This is a genomic window from Maribellus sediminis, assembly GCF_011799805.1.
GTDB lineage: Bacteria > Bacteroidota > Bacteroidia > Bacteroidales > Prolixibacteraceae > Draconibacterium > Draconibacterium sediminis_A.
Genome location: NZ_WXUB01000005.1, coordinates 235,549 through 261,485 on the forward strand (window position 1 = coordinate 235,549; position 25,937 = coordinate 261,485).

Annotated in this window: 24 protein-coding genes; 13 read left to right on the forward strand and 11 right to left on the reverse strand. The window is 41.7% G+C overall.

Annotation, left to right across the window (positions count from 1 at the left end; genetic code table 11):
* The first annotated feature begins 292 nt into the window (after positions 1-292).
* Complete coding sequence (locus HFD85_RS18500; RefSeq protein ID WP_167613250.1) at positions 293-916, forward strand: porin family protein; 624 nt, start codon at positions 293-295, stop codon at positions 914-916.
* A 562-nt stretch (positions 917-1,478) separates the two neighbouring features.
* On the opposite strand, the gene HFD85_RS18505 is transcribed toward HFD85_RS18500, so the two are convergent.
* The 6 genes from HFD85_RS18505 to HFD85_RS18530 form a co-directional block, all read right to left on the reverse strand.
* Complete coding sequence (locus HFD85_RS18505) at positions 1,479-2,747, reverse strand: replication-associated recombination protein A (protein ID WP_167613252.1); 1,269 nt, start codon at positions 2,745-2,747, stop codon at positions 1,479-1,481.
* A gap of 80 nt (positions 2,748-2,827) precedes the next feature.
* Positions 2,828-4,165, reverse strand: a complete 1,338-nt coding sequence (locus HFD85_RS18510) for a T9SS type A sorting domain-containing protein (RefSeq protein WP_167613254.1) — start codon at positions 4,163-4,165, stop codon at positions 2,828-2,830.
* A gap of 111 nt (positions 4,166-4,276) precedes the next feature.
* Positions 4,277-4,711, reverse strand: coding sequence for a hypothetical protein (locus HFD85_RS18515; protein ID WP_167613256.1), 435 nt, complete (start codon positions 4,709-4,711; stop codon positions 4,277-4,279).
* 30 nt (positions 4,712-4,741) lie between these two features.
* Positions 4,742-5,230, reverse strand: coding sequence for a cupin domain-containing protein (locus HFD85_RS18520; protein ID WP_167613258.1), 489 nt, complete (start codon positions 5,228-5,230; stop codon positions 4,742-4,744).
* Between the two features lie 103 nt (positions 5,231-5,333).
* Positions 5,334-5,903: a Crp/Fnr family transcriptional regulator gene (locus HFD85_RS18525; protein WP_167613260.1), complete on the reverse strand. Its 570-nt coding sequence runs from the start codon at positions 5,901-5,903 to the stop codon at positions 5,334-5,336.
* A gap of 46 nt (positions 5,904-5,949) precedes the next feature.
* The gene (locus tag HFD85_RS18530) at positions 5,950-7,935 is read right to left on the reverse strand and encodes a tetratricopeptide repeat protein (protein ID WP_167613262.1); all 1,986 of its coding nucleotides are present in this window, start codon (positions 7,933-7,935) and stop codon (positions 5,950-5,952) included.
* 91 nt (positions 7,936-8,026) lie between these two features.
* On the opposite strand from HFD85_RS18530, the gene HFD85_RS18535 reads away from it, so the two are divergent.
* From HFD85_RS18535 to HFD85_RS18565, 7 genes are all read left to right on the forward strand, one after another.
* Positions 8,027-8,596: a DNA-3-methyladenine glycosylase I gene (locus HFD85_RS18535; protein ID WP_167613264.1), complete on the forward strand. Its 570-nt coding sequence runs from the start codon at positions 8,027-8,029 to the stop codon at positions 8,594-8,596.
* Positions 8,597-8,867: 271 nt separating this feature from the next.
* A complete protein-coding gene (locus tag HFD85_RS18540) occupies positions 8,868-10,082 on the forward strand; it encodes a C1 family peptidase (protein ID WP_167613266.1) in 1,215 nt (404 codons plus the stop codon).
* Between the two features lie 65 nt (positions 10,083-10,147).
* Positions 10,148-11,044, forward strand: a complete 897-nt coding sequence (locus HFD85_RS18545; RefSeq protein ID WP_167613268.1) for a hypothetical protein — start codon at positions 10,148-10,150, stop codon at positions 11,042-11,044.
* A gap of 93 nt (positions 11,045-11,137) precedes the next feature.
* Positions 11,138-12,082: a glycosyltransferase family 2 protein gene (locus HFD85_RS18550; RefSeq protein ID WP_167613270.1), complete on the forward strand. Its 945-nt coding sequence runs from the start codon at positions 11,138-11,140 to the stop codon at positions 12,080-12,082.
* A 143-nt stretch (positions 12,083-12,225) separates the two neighbouring features.
* Complete coding sequence (locus HFD85_RS18555; RefSeq protein WP_167613272.1) at positions 12,226-12,909, forward strand: TonB-dependent receptor plug domain-containing protein; 684 nt, start codon at positions 12,226-12,228, stop codon at positions 12,907-12,909.
* A gap of 29 nt (positions 12,910-12,938) precedes the next feature.
* On the forward strand, positions 12,939-13,367 hold the full coding sequence (locus tag HFD85_RS18560; protein ID WP_167613274.1) for an SRPBCC family protein: 429 nt from the start codon (positions 12,939-12,941) through the stop codon (positions 13,365-13,367).
* Between the two features lie 31 nt (positions 13,368-13,398).
* Positions 13,399-13,626 carry a putative signal transducing protein gene (locus HFD85_RS18565; protein WP_167613276.1) on the forward strand — a complete coding sequence of 76 codons (228 nt, stop codon included), beginning with the start codon at positions 13,399-13,401 and terminating at the stop codon, positions 13,624-13,626.
* A 48-nt stretch (positions 13,627-13,674) separates the two neighbouring features.
* On the opposite strand, the gene HFD85_RS18570 is transcribed toward HFD85_RS18565, so the two are convergent.
* From HFD85_RS18570 to HFD85_RS18590, 5 genes are all read right to left on the reverse strand, one after another.
* Entirely contained in the window at positions 13,675-16,434 is a 2,760-nt protein-coding gene (locus HFD85_RS18570; protein ID WP_167613278.1) for an alpha/beta hydrolase family protein, read from the reverse strand.
* 23 nt (positions 16,435-16,457) lie between these two features.
* Positions 16,458-17,600, reverse strand: coding sequence for a saccharopine dehydrogenase family protein (locus HFD85_RS18575; RefSeq protein WP_167613280.1), 1,143 nt, complete (start codon positions 17,598-17,600; stop codon positions 16,458-16,460).
* A 181-nt stretch (positions 17,601-17,781) separates the two neighbouring features.
* Complete coding sequence (locus HFD85_RS18580) at positions 17,782-18,429, reverse strand: response regulator (RefSeq protein WP_167613282.1); 648 nt, start codon at positions 18,427-18,429, stop codon at positions 17,782-17,784.
* Between the two features lie 28 nt (positions 18,430-18,457).
* Positions 18,458-19,507 (reverse strand): ATP-binding response regulator, encoded by a 1,050-nt coding sequence (locus tag HFD85_RS18585; RefSeq protein ID WP_167613284.1) that lies wholly within the window; start codon positions 19,505-19,507, stop codon positions 18,458-18,460.
* Positions 19,508-19,689: 182 nt separating this feature from the next.
* The gene (locus tag HFD85_RS18590; protein ID WP_167613286.1) at positions 19,690-20,289 is read right to left on the reverse strand and encodes a hypothetical protein; all 600 of its coding nucleotides are present in this window, start codon (positions 20,287-20,289) and stop codon (positions 19,690-19,692) included.
* Positions 20,290-20,589: 300 nt separating this feature from the next.
* Between HFD85_RS18590 and surE the strand changes: the two genes are divergently transcribed.
* The 5 genes from surE to gldG are packed head-to-tail and all read left to right on the forward strand — an operon-like array spanning position 20,590 to position 25,845.
* On the forward strand, positions 20,590-21,351 hold the full coding sequence (gene surE / locus HFD85_RS18595) for a 5'/3'-nucleotidase SurE (RefSeq protein WP_167613288.1): 762 nt from the start codon (positions 20,590-20,592) through the stop codon (positions 21,349-21,351).
* Position 21,352: 1 nt separating this feature from the next.
* A complete protein-coding gene (locus HFD85_RS18600) occupies positions 21,353-21,655 on the forward strand; it encodes a hypothetical protein (RefSeq protein ID WP_167613290.1) in 303 nt (100 codons plus the stop codon).
* Between the two features lies 1 nt (position 21,656).
* Positions 21,657-22,784, forward strand: a complete 1,128-nt coding sequence (gene lpxB / locus HFD85_RS18605; protein ID WP_167613292.1) for a lipid-A-disaccharide synthase — start codon at positions 21,657-21,659, stop codon at positions 22,782-22,784.
* Positions 22,781-23,419: a hypothetical protein gene (locus HFD85_RS18610; RefSeq protein ID WP_167613294.1), complete on the forward strand. Its 639-nt coding sequence runs from the start codon at positions 22,781-22,783 to the stop codon at positions 23,417-23,419. The genes lpxB and HFD85_RS18610 overlap by 4 nt, the downstream gene beginning before the upstream one ends.
* An 11-nt stretch (positions 23,420-23,430) precedes the next feature.
* Positions 23,431-25,845 (forward strand): gliding motility-associated ABC transporter substrate-binding protein GldG, encoded by a 2,415-nt coding sequence (gene gldG / locus HFD85_RS18615; protein WP_167613296.1) that lies wholly within the window; start codon positions 23,431-23,433, stop codon positions 25,843-25,845.
* Positions 25,846-25,937: the final 92 nt, after the last annotated feature.

The window sequence follows — 25,937 nt, forward strand, 5'->3', positions numbered from 1 at the left end:
CTTAAGCCCGGGGTTAATCATAGTATACTTAACTTGGCTTTAGCCCTCAATATGTTTTTGCCGATTTCTGTGTATTCAACATTATTGTTTTGTTTAACAGGATTGCTAACTTTAAAACAGAATTTAATGCCATTGAATACACACTTAAACATAAGACTTTAGACAAGAAGTTGGGTTACCCACCCCAATTGGGCGTATAACCCAACCCGATAATAGAGATATAACCCAACTGGTTGGGTTATACATACGTTGGCAACAATTTTGACAATCCAATTAAAAAGAATACAACAAAATGAAACATATTTTCCAAACGCTGACATTGATAATATTTGTGGTTATAATAGGAATTTTCAATGTAAATGCTCAAAAACAAAAAGGACTTGAAATAGGAACGAATATAGGTATAAGTCTGGCAGGTGTAGTTGCACCAGGAGAAAACAACACTGGGACTAGAGTAACCTATAACAATGGTGTATCTGGTGAATACTATTTCTCTGACAGATGGGGCGTTAAGTTGAAAGTTATTTGGGATAACAAAGGTTATTCTAACGGTACAATTATAGACAAGAACGATAATACCTTAATAACTGATATTAATCTGAATTATATTACTATTCCTTTTATGGCAAATTGGCATTTTAGTAAACATAGGAGATGGTATTTAAGCTTTGGTCCTTATCTGGGACTATTAACCAGTGCAAAAGATTCAGAATTAGGTGAAGATATAAAAAATCAAATGAACGGTTCCGATTATGGCTATGCGTTCTGTTTGGGGTACAAATATGAAATAACTAATAACACGAAACTATTTCTTGAATGTGATGGTCAATATGGTCTTAAAAATATAATAGCTGGAGACTATAGGGTTTGGAGTACCAGAGGTGCTTATAATTTTGGAGTATTGATTAATTTATAGTGTATAAAAAACAAGAAAAAAACTGTTGCCAACAAATTGTAAATTGCATTGCGGGGTTCGTGCGGTGCGTTGTCTCCGCTCCTTTCTCGACCGTCATGTCCTACCGGACACTGACGCTCTTCGAAATCCGCAACGACAACATACAATTTCCCGTTGTGGGTAATCTAAAAGAACCATTCTGCATATGAACAAACTGATTAAGAGACTTTCATCAACAACTGAACTGATTATAGTATTGTTAATCGGATTTGGATTATTTATATATTCATCGACCCGCTCATTTTTTATAGTAAACTCGGATTATACACACTCATGGATTTAGCAACTTGATTGCGTTTTTAGGAATGCAATTTCATTGGCATGAGAAACTTCAAAATTTTAGAGATAGTTTACAATAAAATCTACGCTAAACAATAAATATAGGTCATTTGGCGGATAGCGCTAATTTTGGGCATGGTAACATTTAATAAAATGTATTGCGGTTTGATACGGAGGTGCTTTGAAATGCCAAACGCCCCATTGGGGCATCTCTACCCCCGCACCTAATTTGGGGCGTTTCTACCTAAAACCGATCTCCCCACCATCTTTTCAGGCGTTCGAGAATTTTAATTTCAGATTGATTGTTTTGAGGCTGGTAAAATCGTTCCTTTTTAATGGCTTCAGGTAAAAAGTCCTGCTCTACAAAATTGCCGTCGTAGGCGTGGGCATATTTATAATCCTTACCGTAACCGATTTCCTTCATTAGCTTGGTTGGTGCATTTCTAATGTGTAGTGGAACCGGTAGGTCTCCGGTACGACGAACCATTGCAATAGCGGCATCAATGGCTTCGTAAGCCGAATTGCTTTTTGGTGAGGTGGCCAGGTAGATAGTGCACTCCGAAAGGATGATCCTTGATTCGGGTGGACCGATTTTATGTACGGCGTCGAAAGTACTTTGAGCCAGCAGCAAAGCATTCGGATTAGCCAATCCAACATCTTCGGCAGCCAGAATTAGTAAGCGGCGGGCAATGAATTTTACGTCTTCGCCACCTTCCAACATACGCGCCAGCCAGTAAACGGCAGCATCGGGATCGCCACCACGAATACTTTTTATAAAGGCTGAAATAATGTCGTAATGCATTTCGCCTTTTTTATCGTAAATGGCCAGGTTCTTTTGCAGACGGTCAGTCACCTTTTTATCGGTAATAACAATGTTGTCGCTTTCTTCGCCAAGAACAACCAATTCTACAACATTCAGTAGTTTTCGTGCATCGCCTCCCGAAAAACGCAGCAGTGCCTGATCTTCGCGTATCGTAATTTTTTTCTGCTTGAGAAGAGTATCCTTTTTTGTAGCCTGTTTTATTATGGCAAGCAAAGCTTCTTTATCCAGGTGATTCAAAATGTAAACCTGGCAACGCGATAGCAGGGGAGAGATCACCTCAAACGAAGGGTTCTCGGTGGTAGCACCAATTAAAGTAATGGTACCGTCTTCAACTGCACCCAGTAACGAATCCTGCTGCGATTTACTAAAGCGGTGAATTTCGTCGATGAAAAGTATTGGGTTGGGACGGCTAAAAAACTGTTGCTTTTTCGCTTTCTCAATTACCTCTCGAATGTCCTTCACTCCCGAATTGATAGCGCTTAACACGAAAAAAGGCCGATCCAAAGTGTTTGCAATAATCTTAGCCAGCGTGGTTTTACCAACTCCGGGGGGCCCCCATAAAATCAGCGAGGTTATATTGCCCGACTCTATCATTTTTCGCAGCACGGCACCTTTACCCACCAGGTGTTCCTGCCCGATGTAGTCATCCAGTGTTTTGGGTCGAAGTCGTTCTGCAAGTGGTTGATTCATGTCTGCTCTTAACTTGCCTGCACTGGAATTCTTCCATTCTGCCGGCTATTTTTACGAGCTCTAAAAGTAAAGAATTTATTTTATTGGATGACGATCTTCGACGTATTCACAGTGCCTTTATTTCTGACAGAAACGATATAAATACCTTCTTTCTGTAGACCGGTAAGTTCAATAAAGCTCTTTTGCGTGACTGTGTGATGAAGGATTTTTCCGGTTAAATCATATATGCTTATATTTTTGTCGCCAGTCATATCATTTAATTCAATTCTTACCTTTTCTCCCCTAAGAACGGGATTCGGATAAACCCTGATTTGAGCTTTCTTTTCAACAGGTAGCGGGGCACTTGTAAGAATACTCGTATCTGTTTTATAGATCCGTTCGTCAAGCATTTGAATCATGTAGATTTTTCCGTTTTCGGTTTCCACAAAAAATTGTTCGCTGTGCCAACCGAATTTGTCAAGTCCCAGGCCATATTCCAATATTTCCCAATTGTTCCCTTCTTTTGAAAAACAGGTCCCTGAGTTATTAATGTGACCATCGACAGAACTGTACCAGTTGCCATTTTGAGCTCTGTGTATATTATTTAGCAGTTTGTCCATGCCCCAGTTACTATTACTCTTCATCAGAAGCATCCAGCTCCAGTTACTGGAAGCTAAAATGTCGTTAATGCTTTTGTAAATGTTTAATTGAAGGGCATGATTGCCTCCGCTGCCATGAAAACTAAGGTAGACAGAGTCATTGGGTAATATCGTCAGATTCGTTGTAATTCCAATTCTGACATTATTCCCAATTGAGTCGATATTTATTGCAACTTTTTTCCACTGCAAGCCACTGTTTTCTGATATAAAAAGTCCGCCAAATCCTAATTTGTCGGGATCCGACATTGCCAGATACATTCGGTCATTCTTATCGATTGCAATCTTGTCGCATCCGAGGTATGAACTGAGGCCGTTATTTCTTTTGTCCCAGCTTTTGCCTCCATCCCCGGAAAAGAATACACCGTCTCCATCTTCGTAAATACCGGTTATTGCCATTAATTCGCCATAACTGTTTTCAATAATTTGTTTAATGGGGAAGGTTGTGTTTAACCAGATTGAGTCCCAACTCATGCCTAAGTCATCAGAAATAAATACCTTACCAATTCCGCCGGCTAACACTTTTCCCTGTTTTGTTGAGAAAAGAGAATAAATGGCTGAAGCATCCAAAACCTTATCCAATTTTTGGAATTGGTTTGTTGTTCTCATTACAGAATTGGTTGTACTCACAAACATCATCGAATCGTTTAACCGGATGATGCCTGTTTTGGGGCCACCCCAGAATTCATTGGTAGTAAGCCAGAATTGTTGTGCTGTGCTTTTTGTTCCGGATATTAAGAACAAAAGCATCAGAATAATGGTACTGATATAAATGTTTTTCATGACTTTTAATTTGAGGATATAATAAATACTAATTTAAACTTGCCGGATATCAGATCGGCTGGTTAAATCCATCAATTCCAGCCAAGGTATGACGTGAAAATCATAAAAGAATTACACGCCCGAGCTGTTTTTTTTGATCCATGATTCGGCCTGTGAAATGGTTTCGCAAAGTATAGTTGCGACCTTATTGTTGCTTCGTTTTTTGAGTTCTACCGACGACAGCTTCGAAAAAATATCAGGCGAAATGATGCTGAGATTATAACGCAAACCATACTCGTAATTCATGGGGAAAAAGTAGTTCGCGATCCAATCGACAAGGCCGGCCCAGGCACCTTCAATTTCTTTGGTGTCGTGTACATGGTAGCGGCACTTGTTTTTCATTCCGGTTCTTTTTTGCCACTCAAACATGCGCATCGAAGCTGCTTTAACTTCTTCTTCTGAGCACGGGCCGATCCATTTCATTAATAAATAGTTCAGCTGTGGTTCGTAAGTGAGTTTGCCGTATAACTCACCGGAAGCATTTCTGATAAGGTCAACAACTATCATTTTACATTAGAAAGATGCGTAATAAGTTACTCAATTTTCCATTATCTCAGGCAGCACAAACTGAACATTATGTTCGGGCGCATGATTAAATGCACGGGAAATGTCGATACTTGAAATATCCGGAATCCGGCTTAAATCCGGTATGTCGGATTCAGCTTCTACTTTGTTTCCTATTACCCTGAAATAATCCAGCAAGGTTCCCGGACTCAGAATAACTACCATTTTTCCCGCAGTGCTACCCACATTTTTAAAAGTGTGCACTGCGTTCGAAGGTACATGAATCACACTTCCCGGAAGCGCCTTAAACGGATTCTGAAGATCATTCAAAATAAACTCGAATTCACCTTCAACAACGTAAAAAATTTCTTCATCGGGATGGGTGTGTGGTGGCGGACCGCCGAGTGGCGGAACCCGTTCTTCGAATACGGCATATCCATTTCCATTTTCCGTGTTGCCTGAAAGTACCGTAATCAAGTCAGTTAGAACGATCAGTTGTTCGTTTTTTACTTCTGTTTTCATTTCTTAAAATTTAATTGTTTTCAATTGTTTACTGATTCATGAATCTTATGAAAACAAAGTAAGAGCATGCAAAACAGAAAATACTTGATTCAAATCAAGAAGCTTATATCAGAAAACGGGAGCGGTAGCGGCTGAGTGTTTCGGGTGTAATGTTCAGGTAACTGGCTACAAAATGAAGCGGAATCCGCTTAAAAATTTTTGGGTGCTCTTCCAGCAACTTTTTAAAGCGGTCTTCGGGCGATAATTTAAGTAAAACCTCCTCGCGTTTCTCGGCCCGGATTAGGTGTTCGCTTAAAATAAAATCAGTGAGTTTGCGAATGGATGGATAGTGGTGAATCAGGTCGAAAACATCGGAATGCCGAAAACTGATGACCTCACATTCTTCGATGGCGACAATGTTTACTATGGACGGAGTTTGTGCCATAAAACTGGCCAGCGAGCCGATCACCGAGTTTTCGAAGAAGAAATCGTTACAGGCTTCCTTGTCAGGCGATGAATAAAACAAACGCATGCTCCCTTTTTCCAGAAATCCCATGGAACTGCATGTTTCGCCTTCGCGTAAGTAAAAATCGTTCTTTTTGAGATGGATAGCCGTAGCACTGCTTCTTAGTTTTTCAAAAGCCTCGTCGCCAAGAGGAAAAGTCTTTTGAATGTTATAGAAGATTTTTTTCATCCAAGGGTTAGTTTAAGTCAATAATGTCAGTTAAGAATATATACTATCAGTTACAATACCGCTTAATAATATTGTAAGCACCTTCAATTCCCAATTCTCCGGCCCGGCTTAAATCGAGTGCTCCACCTTCAATGTCGTTCAGGTAAATTTTGGTAAGGCCCCTGTTAAAAAAGGCTTCAGCAAACTCCGGCTCCAGATCAATGGCCCGATTCAGGTCTTCAATGGCACCGCGGTAATCGTTTAAGCGAAGTTTTATGTAGGCCCGGTTATAATAACCAAAAAAGAAATTTGGATTCAGAAATAATGCAATCTGATAATCTTCCAGTATCTGGTTATAATCAAGCGCTGAAGCTTCCGAGACTTCATCGCCTTTTGTCGGTGTTTTACGGTCAATCGAAATAGAAACGCTGTTACTTTGCGTTCCGCTGATCAGTTCAATCTGTTCGTGCATTTTAAACACACAGTTGGCCCTCGAAAAATACGCGACTCCCAATCGATCGTCGAGTGAAATAGCCTTATTCATGTCTTCAAGCGCACTGTTGTAATCTCCCGTAAGGCTGTAAAATATTCCACGGTTCAGGTAGTTGGACGCGTTGGGCTGAACGTCGATTTTCTCGTTAAAGAACAGGATGAAATTCTCGAATACCGACTGGTAACTAACAACCGGTTTGTTGGTAATCGAGAGCAAAGGATTGTAATTGTTCTTGGCGTTCAAATCATCGATGGCCAGGTTGTAATATTGGAAACGGTCGTAATCCACTGCATTTTTTTCAAAGGCTGAAATAAAAAATAAAGGCTGCAGTTCGATTGCAATGTTTTTATTCTGAATTCGCCCGTCATCCACTTCTGCTTCTTCGGGCAAATCGCGGGTGTCCTCAACCACCAGATCGCGAACAATTTGTCTTCTCCGGCGCTCCTCCTCACGTTCCTTTTCAGCACGGGCCGCCACTTCTTCCTGCGCTTTTTCGGTATCATTTGCAGCATCAATTTGCGTGCTTGACTGACCGGGCTGAGCATTTGAATTTTGTTGCTGATTGTTTGTGTTTTGTTGCTGATTGTTTGTGTTTTGCTGCTGCTGCTGTGTGTTGCCCGATTGCTGTTTTTGTTGCTGAGCCAGTTGTTCCGAGTCAATTCTTCTTTTGCTCAAATCGAACTGTGGATTAAGCCGGGCGGCAATTCTGTAGTCGTTTTCATAGCCTGGCATATTCAGGATCTCGCGAGCCATGGCGCGGTTAAAATACGCACTTGCCATTTCCGGATTCAGTTTGATCGCCATGTCGTAATCCATAATGGCTCCTTCGTAATCCTCAAGCTTGTGTTTTACGATGGCCCGGTTGTTAAAGGCCAGGGCGTTTTCCGGATCGAAACGAATAGCCTGATCGTAATCGCGCAAGGCAGAAGCATAATCTTCGAGTTCGAAACGTGCCAATCCGCGATTCAGATAAGCTGCTGCATAATGCGGACGGATAATAATCACCTGGTTCAAATCTTTTATCGCTCCTTCGATATCGCCACTTACAATTTTTGCATTGCTTCGATTCATCAAAGCATGTGTCGATTTTGGGTTGATTTCGAGTGCCTTATTGTAATCTTCTATCGCTCCTTCGAGGTTTTTAAGTGCCAGTTTGGCAATACCTCTGTTGTTGTAAATTGTCTCGTCATCCGGATCAAATTCCAGCGCCCGGTTGTAGTCTTCAATGGCTTTGTCGTAACGCCGGAGGTTGTGATATGCCATTCCCCGGTTGTTGTAGGCCATCGGATAATAGGGCTTTATTTCAATAGCTTTGTCGTAATCCTCGATGGCGCCGCGGTAATCTTCGAGTGAATGTTTGGCAATACCACGATACAAATATGCTTCCGGCAGATAAGGTTTAAATTCAATAACAATATTGAAATATTCAATGGCACCGGTGTAATTCCCAATTGAAATCCGGGTTCGTCCTACCCGTATAAAATGGTTGATATTGAGTTGTGCTTCTGCCACAAAGCTGAAGGACAGTAGCATTATGAAAATGATCGTTAACTTCTTCATTCTGTTTTTTACTGAACAAACAAAAATAACATTTTAGGGGCTCCACTGTTGTTCTGCTTAATTTTATTTAACTTTTGGCAAAAATGTTTTTATGTGTGAAAGATGTAACTGGTCAACCAGTAACGAATTGATGATTAAATACCACGACGAAGAGTGGGGAGCACCGCTGCACGACGATCAAAAATTGTTCGAGTTTTTTGTGCTGGAAGGATTTCAGGCCGGATTAAGCTGGCAGATTGTGCTGAACAAACGCGAGAATTTCCGTCGCGCTTTCGATCATTTCGACCCGGAAGTGGTGGCTCGGTACGACGATAAAAAACTCGAAGAACTGGTTGAGGACAAGTCGATCATCCGAAACAAACAAAAAATTGCTGCCTGTGTAAACAATGCGCAACGTTTTCTCGAAATTCAAAAAGAGTTCGGGAGTTTCGATCGATACATTTGGGGATTTGTTGACCATAAACCAATCATAAATAAGTTTAAATCGTTAAAGGAACTTCCGGCCAAAACCGAACTGTCGGATCGCATTTCAGCCGATCTGAAAAAGCGGGGATTTAAGTTTGTTGGCTCAACAGTAATTTATGCACACATGCAGGCCACCGGAATGGTAAATGACCACCTCGTGCATTGCTTTCGGTATCGCGAAGTGCAGGTAGGGTAGTATAGATTTCAGGAATCAAAGTCAAAAGTAGAAAGTCAAAAGTTGCGGACTGTTTCTTTTGTTTTTTTCAATTCCCCCTTCGAAGGGGGATTTAGGGGGATGACCATCTTGTCCAGTGTTTTCGGTATTCGGAGGTTCAGTAAGTAATTAACTGAAATTTAGTATATTGTTAATAATTAATTTAGACTTCTTTCATATTGTAAGCAAATTTTTCAACTTTCAGATAAATTATTATTTTTGAGAACTATTTCATGTTAGAGGGGTAATTTTTATGAAGAATTTGCGTTGTTTGTTAACCGTAGTTCTTACGGTCATCACACTAAGTTTATTTGCCGAAAACGAAGGGGATAATAAGAAGAAGGAAAGCGAAGGATACGTTTTCACAGACGAGATTGACCTTCCGGCAACTTCTGTAAAAGACCAGTACCGTTCGGGTACTTGTTGGTCGTTTTCAGCTTTATCGTTTTTAGAATCGGAAATGATTCGAATGGGTAAGCCCAGTGTCGATCTTTCTGAAATGTTCGTGGTTTGGCACACTTATTCTGAAAAAGCCAGAAAACACATTCGCGTTCACGGTAACCTGAATTTTTCGGCCGGTGGCGCATTTCACGATGTAACCAACATGATAAAACAGTTCGGAATTGTGCCTGAATCGGTTTACGATGGTTTGGAGTATGGTGAAGAAAAACACGTTCACGGAGAAATGGATCGCGTATTGAAACAGCATGTTGATGCGGTGGTTGAAAATTCAAACAGAAAACTCAGCACTGCCTGGCATCATTCAATCGAAGAAACGCTGAATTCATATTTGGGCGAACTTCCCGAGAAATTTGAATACGAAGGAAAACAATATACACCACAAAGTTTTGCCAGCGATTATGTTGGTTTAAACATGGATGATTATGTGGAGATCACTTCATACACGCATCATCCGTTTTACTCGAAGTTTATCCTCGAAGTTCCGGATAACTGGTCGTGGGATCAGGTTTATAATGTTCCGCTCGATGAACTGGATGCGATTATCGATTACTCGTTGAAGAACGGTTTTACAGTTGCATGGGCAGCCGATGTAAGCGAAAAAGGTTTCGCTACCAGTAATAAGGGAGTAGCAGTTTTACCTGCAGCACCAAGCGAAAATATGGACGATGCAGAAATTGCACGTTGGGAATCGCTTCCTGAAAAGGAAAAAGAAAAGGAACTGTACAAGTTGGAACAACCGGTTCCGGAGTTGAATGTTACCCAGGCCATGCGTCAAACTGCATTCGACAATTACCAAACAACTGACGATCACGGTATGCATATAGTAGGGATGGCCAAAGACCAGGAAGGTGATGTTTTTTACAAAGTGAAAAACTCGTGGGGCGACTACAATAAATATAATGGATATTTCTACGCCTCGAAACCTTATGTTACTTACAAAACCATGTGCATTATGGTGCACAAGGACGGCATACCACAAAGTATAAGAGAAAAACTTGAGCTTTAGTACACTCAAAAGGCCCTTCAGAATTTCTGAAGGGTTTTTTTATCTTTGGAGCTCAATTCGTCACGATGAAGTACATCATTTCTATTTTACTTTTATTAATTGCTTCCGGCACTTTAAAAGCACAGGAGGATTATACCTGGTGGAACGAAATTCACCATTGGGAACCGGGTATGCCCGGCTGGCGAAACTGGCTGACCATTTCACCGGCTTATCTCGGGCCGAATGCGCTGCCTGTTCCTGAAGTGAAGCGAGGTTTTCTTACCAATAAATCGGAAATAGAACTTACGGCTTCCAATCATTTTCACAGTGGCGATCCAACGCAGGACTTGTCGGGCAGAGCTTACATTCCTTTTGCCAAAGGTAAAATTGCCATTGAGATGTACGGAGTACTTCTCGAACATTATAATTATACCACGGAAATACGCGACGAACGTGTTTCGCGCGATAAAGATGGAACCGGATATGCGATCGGAGATTTTTATTTTAGCACGCTCATCCAGCTGGTGAAGGACCGTAAATTTCCAAATACCATGTTCCGGGCCGCATTAAAAACAGCTTCGGGAACCAATCTGGAGGCGGTGCGTTATGCCGATTCGCCGGGCTATTTTTTCGATGTGAGTATTTCAGAAGATTTGGGAAATGCTGAACATGTTCTATTCAGACCCTACGGAATGCTCGGCTTTTACAGCTGGCAAACCAACGATGAACTGAATTTGCAAAACGATGCATTTTTGTATGGACTAGGTGCCGATATCGAGAAAAATAACTGGAGAGTAGGAGCGTCGTGGTCGGGATATTATGGTTATAAGGATAACGGCGACCGGCCAATGCAACTGAATGCCGAAGTACGAAAGGATTACGGGAAGAAAGCTTTCAGACTACAATATCAGCATGGATTGCACGACTGGATGTACCGAACCGTGCGATTCTCTTTTATCTGGAAGTTAAATCCAGTTGAATAGTCCTTATTTTCAGGCAGGAATGTTTAAGTTTGCACAAAATTCGTTTTTACGGAGATAGAAACAGAAAAATTAGCTACAAATTATAACGGAATCATGAAGAAGCTATCCCTCGTTATTTGTGTTTGGAACGAAGAACCAAACATCAAACCACTTTCAGAACAGATTAAAGCAGCCTTAAAAGACATCGATTTTGAAGCCATTTTTGTTGACGATGGTTCAACCGACAACACGCGCGAGGAGATCAGGAAAATCAACGACGAACGTTTTATCCTTGTTGAACTGAAGCGCAATTACGGACAAAGTTCTGCACTGCAGGCAGGAATCGATCAGGCTGAAGGAGAATATGTGGCATTAATTGACGGTGACCTTCAGAACGATCCGGCTGACGTTCCGGGAATGCTTAACATGATTCAATCAGAAGGCTGGGACATGGTTGCAGGAATACGTGCCAACCGTAAAGATGGAATGTTCCTTCGGAAGGTTCCATCAAAAATCGCCAACTATATGATTCGCAGAGCCACGGGGATTCATATGAAGGATTTAGGTTGCACGCTTAAAATTTTCACAAACGAAACCATTAAGAGCATTCACATTTACGGAGAACTTCACCGTTATATTCCGGCTTTAATTACGCTTGAAGGAGCTACAAAAATCACTCAGGTCGATGTGAATCACAGGCCAAGAGAATTTGGTAGTTCAAAATATAATTTGAGTCGCACCACGCGTGTAATGAGCGACCTCATTCTCATGGTGTTCTTCAAAAAATACATGCAGCGCCCAATGCACTTCTTCGGAAACATAGGTATCATTACCCTGGGAATCGGCGTACTTATCAATATTTATTTGCTGGTGCTTAAAATTCTCGGGAACGATATTTGGGGCAAACCGCTGTTACTTTTAGGTATTTTGCTGGTACTGGGAGGTATTCAGTTTATTACAACAGGTATTATTGCCGAAGTTCAAATGCGAACTTATTTCGAATCGCAGAAAAAGAAACCTTACCGGGTTAAGCGTGTAGGTCCGGCAGTAGTTAAATAAAAACTGCCCGTCGGACTTGGATAGGGAAGGCTTTAAAGAATTCGAAGATGAATTACTTTGGAGCATGGATTAAGGGTATGATTCTTGTGGATTGTCGTATTGTAAAGACTTCAAATCGAATAAAAACTATTAATCTTAGTCAAATGAAACTATTCAGGTCGATTTTTTTTGTGGTGATATTTCTGGGTACGGTGATCCAAACCGTGGCTCAGGATCGGATAATCCAGGGCATTGTAACCACTTTCGATAGTATTCCGCTGATCGGTGCCGAAATCAAAGTACAAAGTACGAAACAGGTAGTTGTTACCGATACGCTGGGGCGTTTTATTGTTCAGGCTGAAGACGGTGACAAACTAAAAGTGACCGCCAAAGGTTTTTATGATGAGAAGTTTAAGCTCGAAGATAAGACCAAGTTGGTTATGATTAACCTGAGATTAAAACCTACCGAGCAGGCCAGAGAATATGCTATCGGTTATGGCTATGTAAAAGATGCCGACAAGCTAAACGCATTGGCACAACTTAACAGAAAAGATTTGGATTTCTCGCAGTATTCCAACATGTACGACCTCATCAGGGGCCGTTTCGCAGGTGTGACGGTCGATGCCAGCGGCGATATAATCATTAGAGGAACCAGTTCTCTCAACCTTAGCAGTGCTGCCTTAATTGTGGTGGACGGCATTCCGGTGGACAATAGTGTTTTTAATGCACTGTCACCGTCTAATGTTCAGAGTATTAATATTATCAAAGACGGAAGTGCTGCTATTTACGGTTCTCGAGGTGCCAATGGAGTAGTTATTATAGAAACCCGTAAAGGTGGCGATGAATAGCTTCTGAAATCACGGTCATTCAATTTTAAATGAAACCTGTAATTATAACCCAGACTTTTGAAGCAAGCGCAGAAAAGGTGTGGAAAGCCATCACCGATCTGAACGAAATGAAGTTATGGTATTTCGGGAATATCGATGTATTTCGTGCTGAGCCCGGCTGCAAATCGAAGTTTGAGGTACAATCGGGGGAACGTGTTTTCACGCATTTATGGGAAGTGATTGAAGTTGATGCCCGTAAAAGGCTTGTGGTAAACTGGAAATATGCTGAATACCCCGGCGATTCTGTTGTTGTTTTTGAACTAAAAGAAACGGCGAACAAAACAGAATTGATGCTGACCATGAAAGTGCTTGAAGATTTCCCTGATGATATTCCCGAATTTAAACGCGAGAGTTGTCAGGCAGGCTGGGAATTCTTTATTCAACAACGTTTAAAGTCGTATCTCGAAATAAATCAGTAAATTGGGATTCTAACACATTAAAAAAACAAAAATGAGCAAGCCTGTTACAATAGCATCATTTACCAGCAATTTCGATATGAAATACATTCTTTTTAAGGAGATGCTGGATGAAGCCGGGATTCGTTATATGCTGGTCAATGAAATAACCAGCACCGTTGATGGAATTTACCGCGGGAGCCCAACCAATATAGGTATCGAACTTCGCGTTATGGAAGAAGATGTTGCCGAAGCAATTGAAATATTCAACTCGATAAAATAAAAAAGGATTCCGATTGGAATCCTTTTCTGTTTTGATTATCAGGCTAATTTATTCTTCAAGTTCATAACCCATTTCCAAACCTTTTTTTGTGGCCGGTACACCTTTCTTCATCCAAACGGGCATCGGAGCATCTTTTAAATAGTGATCGAAAAATTGCGCCATCCTGATCTGGAAATCGTGTTTGTCGCGCACTTTTAGCGGCCAGTGGTCAGCTTCGTTGTAATTTAACATCCACGAAGGTTTTCCCATTCTTCGGAGTGCAATAAAAAACTCAATTCCCTGGTACCATGGCACTGCTCCGTCATCGTCGTTGTGCATGATCAGTATCGGAGTTTCAATTTTATCAGCAGTAAACAATGGCGAATTCTCGAGGTAACGCAACGGTGCATCCCATATCGATTTGCCAATACGGCTTTGCGTATGTTCGTACTGGAACGAGCGGTTCAACCCGGAACCCCAGCGAATTCCACCGTAAGCGCTAAACATATTTACCACCGGCGCACCCGATTCAATTGCGGCGAACATGTTGGTTCGTGTGGCGAGGTAAGCCACCTGGTAGCCGCCCCAACTGTGTCCCTGCGCCCCGATTCTGGCCGGATCAACAAAACCCATTTCAACCACTTTGTTAATTCCGGGCATTACACAATTAAAAGCCGATTCGCCGGGATATCCTTCCCGGTAAACTACATCGGGATTGAAAATTACATAGCCGTTGCTGGTGTAATAGTGATAGTCCACGGTTGAACGGTTATTTTCAGGCATTCGGTAGCTTAGTAATCCTTGCGAACTCCGTTCATAAAAATTCACGATCATCGGATATTTCTTATTCGGATCGAAATTGGCCGGTTTATGCAAAGTCCCTTCAAGCACAAGGCCATCCAGCGATCGCCAGCTTACCAACTCTGCGGTTCCCCAAATAAATTCTCCCTGTTGTGGCGCAGCATCAGAAATCTGTGTTTGTTTTTTGAAACTCAGATCGGTGCTAATAAGGTTGGGGTAGGTCTCAAAATCTTCTTTTGTGAAAACGATCAGTTCCGCGTCCCTGGCTTTTTGTGGAGTACCCAGTTTCATGTTTTCAGCAAACAACACTTTTTGCTTTCCGGGTTTTTCCATATCGAAAGTAAAATAGGAATCAGCGCGTGTTACTTCGTTATGTGCTTCCAGAATCATTGTTTCATCAGGACTGATTCCTTCATTGGGCTCGGGATTAAAACGTACAACACGGTAACTCACTTTTGAATCCCTTCCGTTTTGTGTTAGGTTATCCGGTTCGCCTGAATTTGTTGGATCCACTTTCCAGATGTCAAAACGGTCGTAGATCAGCAAGGCTGCATCATTTTCAAGCCATCCGGCTAAGCGGTATGAGTTAGGTGGATTGGGAATATCATTCAATTCGTCGGCCACCTGAATTGTTGCAGGTGTTGTAATGCAATATTCTTTTCCGCTTGCAATTTCATAGGTATTCCAGGTCGTATCCATGGCATCGTACCAGTAAACAAACTTACCTTCAGGCGAAACCATCGGCCGTGCACGACAATCCTGCTTAAACAGTTCTGCCTTACCGGTGTAAATGTCCACCAGGTAAAAATCCAGATGATCAGGGCTGCCTTCCCACATCGATTGCACAGCATACGGGCGGTTGGAGTATGCCAGCAGTTGATCGGCATCGCCTTCTTTAATCTGGCGAATTCCCGTAAACTGCTCGGTTTCGAGTTGAACTACGTTTTCAGCGTCGATGTGAAATACGGCCAGGTAGCTTCTCTTTTCGTCGCGGCTTTTGTTTTTCAGCTGAACGGTATGTAACTCTTCTTCGTTCCAGTGCCAAATGTCCAGAACCGGAATTTCTTCTTCAAGAATGGTAGTATCCTTCGGCGCTGTAGCAGGAGCCGTAGCAAAAAACAAGCGCTTGTTGTTTTCGGAAAAAGTAAGACCGCCGTTTTCACTGATCACCCAATCTTCAGGGAGCGCATCATTATTGTTTGCGACAACAATCTCAGCCAATTCATCTCCGGCTGATAAATACAAAGCGAATTCCGGTTCATCAGCATCAGTAGTATCGGCAAGGAAGGCCAGCTGCTCACCGGTTTTATTCAGTGTTAATTGTTTGAACTTTCCTTTTCCATCGAGTACTTGTTTTGGTGCATTATTGTTCAGGTTAAATACGTAAACACCTGAGGCAAATGTGCTGTCGCCTTCCGAAACAAAAGCAAGTACTTCTTTCTCTTCGGCCAGTTTGTAATCACTTACCGCAGGTATTTCGATCGTTTCGTTTGTGGTCAGGTTTTTTATGATCAACGGTAACGCTGCGTCTTTATCTTTCTTTTTATCCGATTTCGGAACACTGTCAGGTTCTGCCTGGTAGGCGATCCATCCCGACCATTTTTCAGGAACATTCACTGATTTCAGATTTGGAATCATTTCTGAATTATTCTTCTGAAGATCATAGATCACCAACACATCTTTCGGAAGATCATCCTTTTTGGTTTTTTTCAGCTTCAGAGTTCTCACTGAATCTTCAGGCGCTTTCAGAGTATAGATCAGAAATTTTGAGTCGGCTGTGATCTTGGCGTCCGTACCGCAGGCAATTGATGCCTGTTCTTCGGCTTTGGGTGTGGTAACTTTTAGTACAGGATCACCTTTCCACGGTTCTTCTTTGTAAACAATGTACTTGCCATTGTTCGACAGTTTTGTTTCGGTAATGCGATTCCATTTCAGAATTTCTTCAAACGTTAAAGGTCGCTTTTCGGTTTGAGCAAAGAGCAGGTTCCCGAAAAGCAGGAATAGTAACAGTGCAGTAATTTTTTTCATTTTCAAACTATGTATTGAATTTTCTATTTTATTTTGCTTCCCTCTTCAATTTTATAAATCACATTTCTTTCTTCAAGGTATTTTAAAATGTAAGTGAGGTTGCCGGGGCCTGCTCCCAGCAATTCCGGTGCATGAACACCATAATCGTTAAAGCCGCCATCGAGCAGAAGATTGGCAGCTGCCGTACAGGTGTATCCCGTTGTGCGCGCCATCGAAATGATCTTGTTTTCCCGATCGAAACGGTCGAATAAATTGTAAGTGTAAGTTTTTTCGGTGCCGTTCTCGGTACCTTTTATCGTTATCCGCATGATGGTAAAATCTTCTTCGCCATCTTTCAACTGCCATTTCGGAAACAAGAGTTTGGCAGTAACATCTATCGGGCGGATTTTAGTGCCGTTCACTTCTATTTCGTCGTAGGAAAAGAATCCCGACTCGCGTAATACCCGCAGGTATTCGACGCATCCCGGGTAACGCAGCGTTTTTTCAATCATGTCGGGTACGTTTTTCATGGTTTGCATCAGCGAACGCAAACCGTCGGAGTTCCACGATTCCAGCGTTCCAACTTCGTCGAATTGCACCAGTTCCGGATCCGACAAGGCTTCACGTGTCACCATTTCGTAATTCTGAATGAAGCGAGCCGGACGTGTGTATTCTTCAATTACATCGATGGGAGAAAATACAGCTTTGTATTCGTAGGGCCATTCGCGTTTAAATGGCAAACCCCCAACCAGGCACTCGTATGATATAACATGCATATTTTTGTTGTGATGCCCCAGAATAATGTTCCCCATCCCCGGAGCAACGCCACAATCGGCAACAACCGTAACTTTATGTTTTTGTGCCAGCCCGTTTAGTTGCAGAAAATCCTCCGGCATAAACGAAATATCCACCATGTTTTTACCGGCTTCAATAACTGCTTTCATGGTCTGGTAGCCCATAAAACCAGGCACGGCTCCAATTACCATGTCGAATGCGGCTACAGTATTTCTTATTATTTCCGGAATGCTCAAATCCGCTACCATCGTTTTAATTTGCGGATGGTCCTTAAACTTTTGAAAAGAATTCGAATCGATATCGACGCTGGTAACATCGTAATTCTTTGAAAGATCTTTGGCAATAACACTTCCTACCAGACCGGCTCCAAGTACAACAATTTTTTTATTCATTTAAATCGATTTAGGACATGCTATTACTGCTTTGAATTTTACCACAATGAGTAAGAACATGAAATATTAACGACGCATGAATCTAGCAAAAGAAAATAAAACAAGCAGAACAGATGGTTTGAAAAATACCTTCTGCTAACTAAATCAGGTGTGCGATAGTGGTACGAACCTCAAATTTTACTTAATCGAGTTGAATAAGTCCTTTTTTGAGGGCGTATTTTACTACCTCTGAGCTGTTCTTAAGTTCCAGTTTTTCGAGAATGTTTTGTTTGTGTGTTCCAACCGTTTTTACACTGATAAAAAGCGTTTCTCCAATTTCTCGCGTTGATACTCCTTCCGCAAGTAGTAAGAAGATTTCTTTTTCACGTTCCGAAAGCTGATCGTATTTGTCATCGGCTGTATCCGGCCCGTCGAGATAGCCCGAAATTACCAGTTCTGTAATGTCCTGGCTTAAATATTTTTTTCCGCAGTAAACTGTGTGCACAGCTTCCAGTAATTGCTTGTGCGTACAGTTTTTAAGGAGGTAGGCGTCGGTTCCTGCCTCTAGCATTCCTTTTACAAATTGCTTATCAGAATGCATGGATAGGGCAACTATTTTAAGATCGGGAAATTGTTTCTTCAGTTTGCGGGTTGCTTCCATGCCGTTCATTTCGGGCATGGCTATATCTGTCAGTAAAATATCGGGTTTTAATTCTTTAACCTTTTCAATCGCAATTTGTCCGTTTTCAGCCTGTCCGATTACCTCGATCGCATCGTCATTTTCCAGCAAATTTGCAATCCCTTCCCTGAAAAGCTGGTGATCATCGGCCACTACTATTTTTATCTTCATGTTTTTTCGGTTTAGTGTTTGTTTCTATTTATGTTGTACTTCGGTTGTACAAAGGCAAAACAATTTCTGCAACAGTACCTTTCTCCGCGGGTTGAATATGAAACGATCCGTTAATGTTTTCCATTCTTTCGCTAATGCTGAATAATCCAAATCCCCCGTTCTTAATTCTTGTATCCTTTATTTTGTTGGTGTCTATTCCACACCCGTTGTCAGTAACAGTCATTTTAAATAAATTGTTCTCCGACTCAATTCTAACCTCAACATTGCTGGCTTTTGCGTGCTTAACAATATTGTTGAGCAATTCAACCACTATACGAAACAGAAAAATGGTGAATTCTTTTTTGATTTCAGGATTTTTATCGTCAAAATAAAGCTGTGTTTGAATTTTATGCTTGCTTTCAAATTCTTCGAGTTTCCATTTTACGGCTGGTATAAGGCCGAGTTCATAAAGAATGGGCGGGCTGAGGTCGTAAGTTAACGAACGTGATTCTTTTACTGCTTTGTTTATTAATTCAGTTGTAAAATCGAAAGTCTTTTTCACCTTTGGCGCACATCCGTTAATGTCAATTGAAGTAAGGTTCATATAAGCCAGCGACAAGGTTTGGCCGAGGCAGTCGTGAAGGTTTTCAGCAATTCTTCTGCGCTCGCGTTCCTCTGCAAGCAAGAGCTCCGCATTCAGCGATTTCAGTCGTTCCTGATAGTCTTTGATCCGAAGGGCCACGTTAATCTGTGCACGCAACTCAACTTTATCGAAAGGTTTTGAAAGAAAAGAATCGGCTCCTGCATCCAGGCCTTTAATGCGCTCATTGCTGTCGTGCCCCAAAGCTGAAACCATTATTATCGGGATGTGTTTCGTTTTCGGGTCTTTCTTTAGTTCTTTACAGGTATCGTAACCATTCAGGCCGGGCATCATAATATCCAGCAAAATCAAATCCGGCTGAAACTCGATGGCACGAGTAATCCCTTCTTCGCCCGATTTAGCACCAAGGAACTCAAAACCCGGATAAAAGATCTTAATAATCTGTTCCAATAAATCCAGGTTAATAGGATGATCGTCTACGGCTAAAATTTTCCTCATATGCGTCACTGAACATTACACAGGTGTCAGCCTGATCCTGATCTCTGTGGAACCTAAGCTACAAAAAAAAAATCAACTTTTAAGAAACACGTATGCAAACTTTTGATCGGAAAAAATTCAAAAGCCATATTACTATTTACATGAATATAAGGAAGTGTATGGAGAGATTTTTACGGAGGGTGCTAATTTTTACCCAGAATTCCATACATCAAACCGATTCCGGCACCGAAGTAGTGCTCGCTTTCATTAAAGATAACCATTGGCCCTGCAGAAAGTCCGAGGGTTGCAAATAATGGCATTTCAATTTTAGGTTGCAACACCAGGCTAATGCTTTTGGTGGCTTCGGTTTGGTAGTCGTAAGTATTTGATTTTACGGTAAAGGATGGTTCGCGCGTGGTATAAATACCTGGGCCACCCTGCAGCAAAAGTCGGACGGTACCTTCGCGGTTAACATTTATTACCCGGCCTACCAGAATGCGAATGTTCTCTGAGTTGGAGAAGGGATCTGTAGAAAAAGCAGGAACCAGGTTTTCTGTCGATTTCAGGATTTCTGCAGGTAAATCGGCACTTGTTTTCACAGTAGCTGAGTAACCAATATTTACCGTTAATTTATTATTGTAAATGTAGTTTACACTGATGCCCCCGCCGTTTTGTTTACCCATGACAAAATCGCCCGATGAATATACGAAGTGTTTTTCTTTCGATAAAAATTTATACGACCACTGTGCCTGGCTGGTCAGTGCGAATAAACTTACTAAGATGAAAAGCAAAAGGGTTTTCATTGCTGAGACTTAGGGTTTGTCTTTAAATCGTTACTTCAATTTTGTAGTATAGTACAGGAAGTGTTCTTCCTCAGTGTCCGGATACAAAATTACATTGCCGATGAAGTAAAAAGAAAAATCCAATGCCCAAACCGGGGGTTATAAATTCCTATTTTGGAGTCAGATATTTTGAAGACAGTACATGACTCGAACTCTTAAAAAGCAAAATAAGCGGCTACATATTATTTGACTTATTAATTTGACAGACTCCTTTTTCCCTGTTATTTTCTAACTATCTTTGTCCTTCACTCAAATAAAAATATGACGGAAAAACCATTAATATTAGTTACCAACGACGATGGCATTCATGCCAGGGGATTACGCGAGTTGGTTGAAGTGATGCAATTTTTTGGAGAGGTCATTGTAATTTCGTCGGAAGTTTCAATGTCAGGGAAAGCCTGTGGAATTACGGTTGATCACCCGCTTCGTGCTACTCCGGTTGAAGAAATTCATGGTGCACCTACCTACAAATGCAACGGAACCCCGGTTGACAGTGTCAAGCTAAGTTTTAACAGTTTGCTCGACAGGACACCGGACTACGTGGTTTCCGGAATCAATCACGGATCGAATGCATCGGTAAGCGTAATTTACAGCGGTACCATGGGAGCAGCAATTGAAGGCAGTTTACACGGTGTGCCTTCTGTTGGATTTTCGCTCGACGATTACAGTCCTGATGCCGACTTCTCGAAAGCCAAGTTAATTGTGGCGAAGGTTTTTCAAAATGTCATCGAAAATGGAATTCCGGAATTTACCTGCCTCAATGTGAATATTCCGAAGGGAAAACCCAAGGGTATTAAATTGTGTCGGCAGGCGCATGGAAAATGGGTGGAAGAGTTTGAAAAACGTACCGATCCACACGGACGTGAATACCACTGGTTGGCGGGCTACTTCAAAAATTTTGAGGAGGAAGCCACCGAAACCGACTTGTTTGCTCTTAAAAACAATTTTGCATCCATCGTTCCCGTTTCTGTTGATATGACCAGCTACCAATCGATGGAAGAACTCAAAAAATGGGGATTTTAAGATGCAACGAAATCGCGGAAATAAACTCGACAAACTCGGGATTGGCCTCCTTGCCGGGATGCTTTTGCCGCTTTTCATTTTTGTTATCGTTTACCTGGTAAACGACAGTTCGCTGACATTTTCCGATTATATAAAAAGCCTCTGGAAAATTCATGTACTCTTAAAAGTGGGTAGTCTGTGTATTTTTGCCAACCTGGCCATTTTCTGGGGATTTCTGCATTTAAAATACGAAAAAGCGGCGCGTGGTGTTCTTGCAGCCACACTGCTTTATGCCTTTGTTGTGTTAATTTCAAGAGCGATTTAATATGCGCTATTACCTAATTGCAGGCGAGGCATCGGGAGATTTACACGGTTCAAACCTAATGAAGGAATTACAGCTTGCCGATAAGGAAGCCGAATTTCGCTTTTTTGGTGGCGACCTGATGCAAAATGTTGGTGGCGAGTTGGTAAAACACTACCGCGAAATGGCATTTATGGGAATCGTAAATGTTGTTTTAAACCTGAGGACAATCGGTAAAAACCTGGAGCTGTGTAAAAAGGACATACTCGAATTTCAACCCGACGTTCTGATCTTGATCGATTACCCGGGATTTAACCTGAGAATTGCTGAATTTGCCAAACAACATAAGCTGAAAGTTTTCTATTACATTTCGCCAAAACTCTGGGCCTGGAAAGAATACCGGGTGAAGAAAATCAGGGAGTTTGTTGATGAAATATTCACCATTTTTCCTTTCGAGACCGAGTTTTACAAAAAGCATTCGATTGATGTGCATTATGTTGGGAATCCGCTGATGGATTCGCTGAAGAGTTTTCGGGAGAAGGCATTGTCGGAAACAGAATTTCGCAGCAAAAATAATCTGGGAGAAATGCCTTTGGTGGCTTTGCTCGCCGGAAGCCGGGTACAGGAAATTAAACGCACTTTGCCACTGATGGCCAAGATTGCTAGTGAATTTCCCGATTTTAAATTTGTGGTAGCCGGTGTAAAAAGTGTGAAAAGCGAATTGTACATAAATTTGTTAAAAGGATCAGAAGTCGAAATCATTTACGACCAGACCTACGATTTGCTGAATAATGCACATACCGCCCTGGTAGCTTCGGGTACGGCAGCGCTCGAAACGGCTTTGTTACGTGTTCCGCAAACGGTAATTTATAAAGTTGAAGGCGGCTGGCTGACGGATTTTGTATTTCGCAACATAATTTTTAAAATGGCAGGTGTTTCGCTACCCAACATCATCATGGATCGCGAAATCGTGAAGGAATATGTTCAGAAGAAAATGACTTTCAGCAATGTAAAATGCGAAATGCAACAACTGCTTTACGATGAAAACTACCGGTCCGGAATTTTGACTGATTACGAAAGCCTGGCAAAAATGATGGGTGAACCGGGTTGTTCGAAACGTGCTGCAGAAAAAATGGTTTCATTACTTCGATGAAAAAATTGTTTTACCTAAATAAGAGTTGGAGCAATGCTGTTCGGTTTTACATCGTAAATTTTTTAGTGGTGTTGCTGCTGATGGGGAGTTTAACGGCATCTGCAAAAAACTTGTCTCATCCATACATTTGGACATCATCAATTTTTTTGTTGTTCTTGTTTTTAGTATTCGTTTTCTTAGTTGTGGGAAAAACGTTGGTAAAGGAGCTTGAAATTGAAAAGGACAGTTTCACGCTTAAGTTTTTTCTGTTTGAATCAAAAAAATACAGCCCTGATCAGCTAAAACAATATGCCACTGCATTGTATGGAGGGTATCGCTATTCAAGGTCCCATTCCGTAATTTTAGAATTTGAAGATGGGAAACGTTACCAGGTTGCTGATCCGATAATTGATAATTACAGCGAATTCTATGAGTTTATAAGAACTAGTGAATTTGAATGTTTTGGATATATTGGACAAAACAGTTGGAGACGAAAACATAAAGCCTTGTCGAAAAAATGGGTCGTAGAGCGTGATGAGAAAGAGTTAATTGAAAAAATCGGCAAGAAAAAAGGTGTGATAATCTTATATCTTTATGGTTTAATTGCGTTGGGAATGAGTCTTGGAATGATTCGATATTTAATTGTATTTCAGTAAAATATACGAAAGTGTTTAGTCTTTTTAAGAAAGAAATAAAATCGTTTTTAGGATCGCTGATCGGCTACCTGGCCGTGTTTGTGTTTCTGCTGGTAAGCGCTTTGTTTTTGTGGGTGTTTCCGGGCAATTACAACATCCCCGACAGTGGTTATGCCACACTTGAGCCGCTATTTCTGTTGGCGCCGTGGTTGTATCTATTTTTGGTGCCGGCCATTACCATGCGCTTTTTTGCCGACGAAAAACGAAGCGGAACCATCGAAATTCTGTTAACCCGTCCCATTTCCGATTTTCAACTTGTGCTGGCCAAATTTTTGGCCGGAATGGTGCTGGTTGTATTTTCGCTGGCGCCAACGCTCTTGTATTTCCTGTCGGTTTATTACCTGGGAAATCCGGTAGGAAGTATCGATACCGGAGCAACATGGGGATCGTTTTTTGGTTTGTTTTTTCTTGCGACGATTTATGTGGCCATCGGTGTTTTTTCTTCATCGATCACCGATAACCAAATTGTGAGTTTTATACTTGCAATGGCTCTTTCTTTTATATTTTATCTTGGCTTCGAATTTATTGCCTCATCTGAAATTCCTTACCTGCTTGAGCAAATCTTGCTTTGGTTCAGCATCAACGAACATTACCTTTCGGCGTCGCGTGGGGTAATCGATCTACAGGATGTTGTCTATTTTCTGGGCATGGCTTTCCTGTTTTTATACGCCACTTCACTGCTGCTTCGGAAAGGAAAATTACGGTCGAAAAAACACAGAAGAAGCGCGATTTTTGTCGGATTGGCAGCGCTGATCGTATTTTTTGGATCCACAAACTTTTTATTTCGAATCGACCTTACAGTCGACAAACGCTACTCGCTTTCGCCCGTCAGCAAACAAATTGCTTCTGAAATTCCGGAGCCTGTCTCTGTCGAATTTTTTCTGGAAGGCGAACTCGAACCCGGATTAAAAAAATTGCAGCGCGAAGTATTCGAAAAAATTGCTGTACTGAACAGTTACGCCGATCAACCTATTCGGATAACGATTACCGATCCTTACCGGATTGGCAACAAGGAAAAACGAGAGGAACTGATTGAGCAGCTGTACCAAAAAGGAATCCAACCTACCAGTTTCCGACATAAAAACGAGCAGGGAATTAGCTCAAAACTCATTTTCCCCGGAGCGTTGATTCGCATGGGAGGAAAAGAAGTTGCCGTGAATTTCCTGAAAAATAACCAGGATTTTTCGGGTTTGTACAACATTAATCATTCGATTGAAAGTGTGGAATACGAGCTGATAAACGCTTTTCAGCAACTTTCGCGCACAAAACGCTCCACTGTTGCTTTTCTCGAGGGTCACGGCGAATTTGATATGTACCAGGTGATGGATTTTGCCAACTCGCTGTCGGGCGATTTCGATGTAAAACGCATTAACACTGATATACTCGGAAAATATGCCGATAATTTTGATATCCTGATTGTTGCCGGACCAAAAGAGTCATTTGCTGAAGCCGATAAGTTCATCATCGATCAGTACATTATGAACGGAGGTAAAGTGGTTTGGCTGATTGATCCGGTGCAAGTAAATACCGACAGCCTTTCGCGCGGCTTCCGTACATTTGCTTTTCCGCACGATATTAACCTCGGCGATCAGTTATTTAAATATGGTGTTCGGTTGAATTACGAATTGCTTCAGGATGTTATTTGTGCGCAGATCGCTGTTAATACCGCTCCTGCAGGTGCACAGCCCCAATATACCTTGCATCCGTGGTACTATTCTCCGCTTTTGATTCCTAGCGATAATCATCCGCTTAGCCGAAACCTGAACAAGGTTTTTAGTGAATATGTATCCTCAATCGATACGGTTTCGGGCAATGGCAAATTGCAAAAATCCGTTATTTTATCCACCTCGCCATACGCGCGCCGTGTGAAATCACCTTCGTCGGTGAGTTTGCAGAATATCGATAATCCGCCGGCGCGTGAACTGTTTACCGAAGCATTTATCCCCGTTGGAGTTTTGATTGAAGGAACCTTCACTTCGCTTTACCAGAACCGGATGGTTGAGCAACTTGGATTTTCTTCGGCCTCGGTGCTCAACGAAAGTAAACCCACTAAAATGGTTGTTATTGCCGATGCCGGTTTAATTGCCAATAAGGTGGATTACTCAGGCACATCGCCGCAATTTCAGCAACTGGGTTACGACCGGGTGTCGAATCGCGTTTGGGGAAACAAGGAATTTTTAATGAACACCATTTTCTACCTGAACGACGACAGGGGAGTGATGCAATTGCGCAACCGGACACTTAAATTGCGCTTGCTTGATGAGGTGCGCTTACGCGAAGAAAAAGCCTTGTGGCAGTGGTTGAATGTGTTAGCGCCAATTCTCTTCTTAAGCGTTTTCGGAGTGTTGTACAATTTCATCAGAAGACGCCGTTATGCACGTTCATAAAATCGGGGTAAATTCAATAAATTCGTGGTAGGTAATATCATTAAAGTTTGTATATTCGTGTACTAGGATTAGTAATTAATTCAGGCTAAGCC